Here is a 6962-nt window from a genome sequence, read left to right as displayed (position 1 = left end):
CCCGAGCCCGGCTCCGCGCCGAGCCCCGACGTGCCGCCGCCGACCGGCCCGGACCCGCCGCCCGGATCCCCGCGCCACTGCACGACCGCCGCCACGATCACGAGCACGAGCACCGCGAGGGTCACGAGCACGGGCGTCCGCCGGCGGCGCCTGCGCGTCACGGCGTCGGGTTCCGGGAGTCGTAGTGCTCGAACGACGGCAGCGAGCGGATCAGGATCCACACCACCACCGCGATCAGCAGCCCGCCCACGAGCGACGGCACCCACAGCGCCGCGAACAGCGTGACGATGCCGATGTACGCGTCGCCGAGCCGCGGCCCGCCGGTCACCACCACGATGAAGATGCCCTGCAGCCGCCCGCGCATGTTGTCGGGCACCGCGGTCTGCAGCATGGTGTTGCGGAAGATCGACGAGATGTTGTCGGCCGCGCCGGTCAGCGCGAGCATGACGGAGGCGGCGATGATCCCCGGCACGCTCGCGTCCTCGATGCGCGAGCCGATGCCGTGCAGCACGCCCGTCTGCGCCGCGAGGAGCACGACGCCGAAGCCCGCGGTCGCGAGCCCGTACGCGACGATGGCCCAGCGGATCGCCCGGCCGTGGCGCGTGACCCGGCCGACGGATCCGCTCAGCACGCTGCTCACGAGGCTGCCGACCGCGCCGGCCGCCGTGAGGATCCCCACCGTCACGGGCCCGCCGCCGAGCACCACCGCGCCCACCGCCGGGAAGAGCACGCGCGGCTGCCCGAGGGTCATGGCGATGATGTCGACGATGAACGACATGCGGATGTTCGGCGCCGTCCTGAGGAACCCGAGCCCGTACCTGATGGAGGCCAGCCCCGGCCGCTGCACCTCGCCCTCGGGCGCGATCCGCGGAAGCGCGAGCACGCCCGTGAACGCCGCGAGGAACAGCACCGCGTCGACCGTGTAGGTCCACTGGAAACCGACCGACGCCACGAGGACGCCCGCGAGCGCCGGCCCCACCGTGACCATGACGCCGAGGCTGATCCCGCCGAGCGCGCTGGCCGCGGGCAGCAGGTGCGGCGGGAGGATGCGGGGGAGGATCGCCTGCCGGCTCGTGCCGATCACCGTCGCCGCGACCGCGTTGAGGATGCTCAGCGCGTAGAGCGACCCCACCGTCTCCGCGTGCGTCCACGCGAGGGCCGCCAGCACGATGGTCGACCCCCACGCCACGCACGACGCGATGAGCGCGACCTTGCGCCGGTCGAACGCGTCGGCGAGCATCCCGCCGTACAGCCCCGCGAGGATCATCGGCAGGAGCGACAGCACGCCCACGAGCGCGACCGAGCCGGTGGATCCCGTCAGCTCGTACACGTGCAGCCCGATCGCCACGACCGTCATCTGGCTGCCGATGCCCGCGATCGCGTTGCCCGCCCAGAGACGCGCGAACGCCGGGCTCTCCTTCAGCGGCGACAGGTCGACGAAGTGGCTGCCGCGCACCTGCCGTTCGTCGGGGATCGGGATGGGGGAGGTGTCGGGCGGGGTGCTCACGTGATGCTGCGTCGTCTCTACATTCAGGAAGTTAGGCAAGAACTTAGACTCGTATCCTACGCCGCATTTAGACAGTACCTACGTCTACGCCGGGCGCGCTCGTATGTCGTCTTCCGCAAGCCGACTTCGGAGAACCGATGTCTCACTCTATGAGACGCAGGCTGGCGGGCGTAAGGTGAGCCTGGCTTATAACGGTGAGGCCTACTTATTAGGGATGGCGTGTATGGCAAGTATCATAATGTCTGTTGCCTTAGCTGTCATTGGTGCAGCGGTTCTCTACGCGCTGTATACCACTTTGCGCACGAAGTGGCCCGATGCCTACTCGTCACTCAGCGACACCTTTGGCTTAACCATTCGACAAACATGGCCGAGATATGTCATATACAGATTCGCGCCAGTTTTCTTTGTCGCCCTTGCCGTGGGCGTGACCGCAGAGCGGCAGCATGCGAATGCACTTCTGGCCACTCTGCTGATGACGGGAGCCCACGTGAGTCACACTAACGGACGTGCTCTTCTGCGAAGCCTTCGCGGTAAGCGCAAGACGGGAGACTTTAGACCAAACTATGCAACGTATCACGCCGGCGTGATAGCACTCATAATTGTCGGCGCGGCGACGGCATATCTGATGCGAAAAGTAGCAGCACCTCTTGTTCCGGGCACGAGTGCACTTGTTGAATCACTCTGGACTGCAGCTTTCGTCGCCGTGTGTGCCGGCTTTATTTTCAGCCTGATAGGAACCAGGGAGTCGCGCGAAACGGCGATGACAGGAGAGTATCTTTCCCGACGCGCTATTACTGATGTGGGACTCTCTACTGTTGACTACGCATATGGCAAGGCGATTGCTTCTGGTGCAGACCCGATCTTGATTCGTGCCATCCTCTTCGCGGAAGTTATCCAACGGCCTCGCTGGGTTCGCAACCTTGAGAAATGGAGTTGGTGGATTCGGCGCAGGGGGACGTATGGAGTAATGCAGGTTGCCGGTCGAAGGCCAGTTACTGACTACGACTCGATTGATCAAACATGCACGCAGTACGCCGGTGCCTGGGGTGCATCGTTATCGACTGAGGGAGGCTATGACACTTGGACAACTGATTGGCGCGGAAGCTGGGCGGAGCTTGGCTATCGCAATGGGGATGCGGTCTTCATTGACATGGTGAACCAAATTTATGCCACAAGCTTTTATGCTTATTCTTATCAGGGGCAGCCCAGCAATATCCGCGGCAATCTTCACATATATCAAATACGGCGCTACGCGACTCAATTTGCCCTCAGGGGAATAACCTCTGCCAGTTATATAGTCATTAGGTACATGATTGATGGAAATCTTGTCGTTGTTGGTTCCGCGAAGCCAGGTGTTTATAGGGACATCTGGGCATGGGAACTGTGTGTTCCTCCGGCAAGTGAGCATGTCGCCCTCATGGTATTTGCGAGTAACGGAGACGAGAAGGGAAGTGCGGAATGCTCGTTAGATGTCAGCGCACTTGACTGGGAAACGCCTTTCGCTTAGCACCTGCCCTGCAGTATTGGAGCCCAAATGAAATCGTCGGGAACTTCAGTTTGAGGCGGTATGATGTCGTGCCGAAAGGTGTCTTCATTTTTGTTGGCAGCCTGACTTTGCATGGCATACCGCGGTCCGGCCGATTCGTTTGTGGCCCAAGAATAGAGCATGTATGAGCGTGGCGGAGTTCCATATTCAGCCCCTATGTCACTTGCGGGTTCTGTTCTGAGAACTCGGATCGGGTCCGCGAAACCCGCATATAATTCCACTTGACTCCACCACGCAACGCCTTCTTCGCCTTCCTCGAATAGCGAGAGCGTCTCGGCTGCTTTTTGGAAATACTGCGTATAGCGATCGTTGAAAGATGATTGTTGCTGGTTCACGTGGGCGACGTATATACCGCTGTTATGCAAATCCCAGATGTCGGCTGCGTGTTCCGTAAATCGCATCACTATATCCATGCGTCGTACGTCGTTGGCGTGAGTCGCGCGGCGGTCTGCAAAGGCGTTCATCTCTTGACTGTACGTTGAGGTGCCCGGGATCGGTGATCGGCCGCACTGCGTCCAGGGCGCCCGCCTCGGCGGGCCCGTCCCTCCTGCTATGCTCGTGCGGTTGCCGTCTGAACGGCCGCGGATCAAGAGAGCTCGCACATCCTGTGACGGGCGCCGCGCAACGAACACGAGAGGGGATCATCACATGGCTCTGGAAGCAGACGTCAAGAAGGCGATCATCGACGAGTACGCGACCCACCCCGGTGACACCGGATCCCCCGAGGTGCAGATCGCTCTGCTCACCACGCGGATCACGGGCCTCACCGAGCACCTCAAGGAGCACAAGCACGACCACCACACGCGTCGTGGCCTGCTCCTCCTGGTCGGCCAGCGTCGCCGTCTCCTCGGCTACCTGTCCAACGTCGACATCGAGCGCTACCGCTCGCTGATCGCGCGTCTGGGCCTGCGCCGCTGACACGCGCCTCGCGTCGCTGATCGCATCACGACGAGTCGGACGAGCCGTCACCCTCCGGGGTGGCGGCTCGTCTCCGTTAAGCGGAGCGACGCCCGCCCGACACCCTGCCACGCCCGTCCTCCCGGGCCCGCGAGGGGTCGGGTGCTACCATGTCCGAAGTGATCCAGCGGACGCCCAGCGTCACGATGCGATCACGACAGATGGAGCTGGCCGGCAGGAGCTGGTCGTTGGTGGTGGTATTCCGAGTCGCTCGGAGCATTCCCACTGATGGCCAGACATGCGCCCGCCGCCGTCGACCACCGGTCGGCGAGCGGAACCAGCGCGCACGTGCACCCGGATCCCGCATCAGGCGGATTCCGACGTGTCGCCTCGCCCGCTCCTCCTCTGTCGTAGGAGGTCCTCACCCACACGGGGTGCGGACGAGCGCCCGACGGGCGTCGCCGAGAGGCGCAACACGAAGGAGAGAGACCTCAATGGAAGGTCCAGAGATCAAGTTCGCCGAGGCAGTCCTCGACAACGGCAAGTACGGAACCCGCACGGTCCGATTCGAGGCCGGCCGCCTCGCGCAGCAGGCGCAGGGCGCGGTCGCCGCGTACCTCGACGAGGACACGATGCTGCTGTCCGCCACCTCGGTGGGCAAGCACCCGAAGGACAACTTCGACTTCTTCCCCCTGACCATCGACGTCGAGGAGCGCAGCTACGCCGCGGGCAAGATCCCCGGCTCGTTCTTCCGCCGCGAGGGCCGCCCCTCCACCGAGGCGATCCTCGTCTGCCGCCTCATCGACCGGCCGCTGCGCCCGTCGTTCATCACGGGCCTCCGCAACGAGGTCCAGGTCGTCATCACCGTCCTGAGCATTGCGCCGGACGAGTTCTACGACAGCCTCGCCATCAACGCGGCGAGCGCCTCGAGCATGCTCTCGGGCATCCCGTTCTCCGGCCCCATCGCGGGTGTGCGCCTCGCGCTCATCGGCGACCAGTGGGTCGTCTTCCCGAAGCACTCGCAGCTCAAGGAGGCCGTCTTCGACATCACCGTCGCCGGCCGCGTCGTCACCGACTCCGCGGGCAACGAGGACGTCGCGATCATGATGGTCGAGGCCGAGGCCACCGAGGGTGCTTGGGACCTCATCCAGACCGGCGCCACGAAGCCCGACGAGGCCGTCGTCGCGCAGGGCCTCGAGGCCGCCAAGCCGTTCATCCGCCAGCTCGTCGCCGCGCAGGCATCGCTCGCGCAGCAGGCCGCGAAGCCCACGGTCGACTACCCGGTCTTCCTGCCGTACGCGCAGGAGTCCTACGACGCCGTGTCCGCCCTCGCCCTCGACGAGCTGGGCACCGTGTACCAGATCGCCGACAAGATCGAGCGCCAGGACGCGGACGACGCCCTCAAGACCCGCACCAAGGAGGCCGTGGCCGCCAAGGTCGAGGCCGGCGAGCTGCCCCAGTCGGCGCTCACCGAGTTCTCCGCGGCGTACAAGTCCGTCACGAAGACGGTCGTCCGCGGCCGGATCCTCCGCGACGGCATCCGCATGGACGGCCGCGGCCTCGCCGACATCCGCCCGCTCGACGCCGAGGTGCAGGTCATCCCGCGCGTCCACGGGTCGGCCATCTTCCAGCGCGGCGAGACCCAGATCCTGGGCGTCACCACGCTGAACATGCTCAAGATGGAGCAGCAGATCGACTCGCTGAGCCCCATCACGAAGAAGCGCTACCTGCACCACTACAACTTCCCGCCCTACTCCACCGGTGAGACCGGTCGCGTCGGGTCGCCGAAGCGTCGCGAGATCGGGCACGGCTTCCTCGCCGAGCGCGCCCTCGTGCCGGTGCTGCCGAGCCGTGAGGACTTCCCCTACGCGATCCGCCAGGTGTCCGAGGCCCTCGGGTCCAACGGATCCACGTCGATGGGCTCCGTCTGCGCCTCGACCCTGTCGCTGCTGAACGCGGGAGTGCCGCTGCGCGCGCCCGTCGCGGGCATCGCCATGGGCCTCGTCTCCGACACCGTCGACGGCCAGGTCCGCTACGCGGCCCTCACCGACATCCTCGGTGCGGAGGACGCGCTCGGCGACATGGACTTCAAGGTCGCCGGCACGTCGGAGTTCGTCACGGCCATCCAGCTGGACACGAAGCTCGACGGCATCCCCACGTCGGTCCTCGACGGCGCGCTCAAGCAGGCGAAGGAGGCCCGCACGGCCATCCTCGGCGTGCTGAACCAGGCCATCGACGCCCCCGACGAGATGGCCCCGACCGCGCCCCGCGTGATCTCGGTCAACATCCCCGTCGACAAGATCGGCGAGCTGATCGGCCCGAAGGGCAAGACGATCAACGCCATCCAGGACGAGACCGGCGCCGACATCTCCATCGAGGAGGACGGCACCGTCTACATCGGCGCCGTCGACGGCCCGTCGGCGGAGGCCGCGCGTGCGCAGGTCAACGCCATCGCGAACCCGACGAACCCCGAGGTCGGCGAGTCCTTCCTCGGCACCGTCGTCAAGATCGCGACGTTCGGTGCGTTCGTCTCGCTGCTCCCCGGCAAGGACGGCCTGCTGCACATCAGCGAGGTCCGCAAGCTGGCCGGCGGCAAGCGCGTCGAGAACGTCGAGGACGTGCTCGGCGTCGGCCAGAAGATCCTGGTGGAGATCACCAAGATCGACGACCGCGGCAAGCTCTCGCTCGCTCCCGTGATGGAGGAGTCGGCGGACCAGGACGGCCGCGACGCCGCGAGCCACGGCTCCGAGGCGCCCGCGGAGGGCTAGTCCTCCCGCACCCCGTTCGAACCGGATGCCCGTCCCACCTCGGTGGGGCGGGCATCCGTCGTGTGCGGGCTACTTCCCGTCGTTCGGATCCGTCGGGTACGGCACGTCCTGCGCGGGCGGTGCCGAGAGAGACGGGGTCGGGGTCGGGTCCGCGGGCGGGCTCGGTGCCGGCGTCGGCGCCGGGGTCGGCACGTCCGTCGGCGTGGGCGACGGCGCGGGCTCGGTGGTGGCGTCGGGCGTCGTC

5 protein-coding genes are annotated in these 6962 nt (G+C 65.8%); 3 read left to right on the top strand and 2 right to left on the bottom strand.

All coding sequences use genetic code 11. The features are described from left to right. Positions 1-157: 157 nt before the first annotated feature. Positions 158-1507 (bottom strand): MFS transporter, encoded by a 1350-nt coding sequence (locus tag DZG00_RS10440; RefSeq protein WP_233549002.1) that lies wholly within the window; start codon positions 1505-1507, stop codon positions 158-160. A gap of 583 nt (positions 1508-2090) precedes the next feature. Here DZG00_RS10440 and DZG00_RS16890 point away from each other — a divergent pair. After that, on the top strand, positions 2091-3014 hold the full coding sequence (locus DZG00_RS16890) for a hypothetical protein (protein WP_147359970.1): 924 nt from the start codon (positions 2091-2093) through the stop codon (positions 3012-3014). Here the strand turns inward: DZG00_RS16890 and DZG00_RS16885 are convergent. Continuing rightward, entirely contained in the window at positions 3011-3517 is a 507-nt protein-coding gene (locus DZG00_RS16885) for a hypothetical protein (protein WP_147359969.1), read from the bottom strand. The two genes, DZG00_RS16890 and DZG00_RS16885, sit on opposite strands and share 4 nt — an antisense overlap. A gap of 184 nt (positions 3518-3701) precedes the next feature. Between DZG00_RS16885 and rpsO the strand changes: the two genes are divergently transcribed. Continuing rightward, positions 3702-3971: a 30S ribosomal protein S15 gene (rpsO, locus tag DZG00_RS10430; protein WP_119381835.1), complete on the top strand. Its 270-nt coding sequence runs from the start codon at positions 3702-3704 to the stop codon at positions 3969-3971. Between the two features lie 473 nt (positions 3972-4444). Continuing rightward, positions 4445-6718, top strand: a complete 2274-nt coding sequence (locus DZG00_RS10425) for a polyribonucleotide nucleotidyltransferase (protein WP_119381836.1) — start codon at positions 4445-4447, stop codon at positions 6716-6718. The last annotated feature ends 244 nt before the right edge of the window (positions 6719-6962 follow it).

Source organism: Clavibacter lycopersici (genome assembly GCF_003576405.1).
GTDB classification, from domain to species: domain Bacteria; phylum Actinomycetota; class Actinomycetes; order Actinomycetales; family Microbacteriaceae; genus Clavibacter; species Clavibacter lycopersici.
Note: the sequence above shows the minus strand (reverse complement) of the source record. Positions and strands in the feature narration are given on the sequence as shown.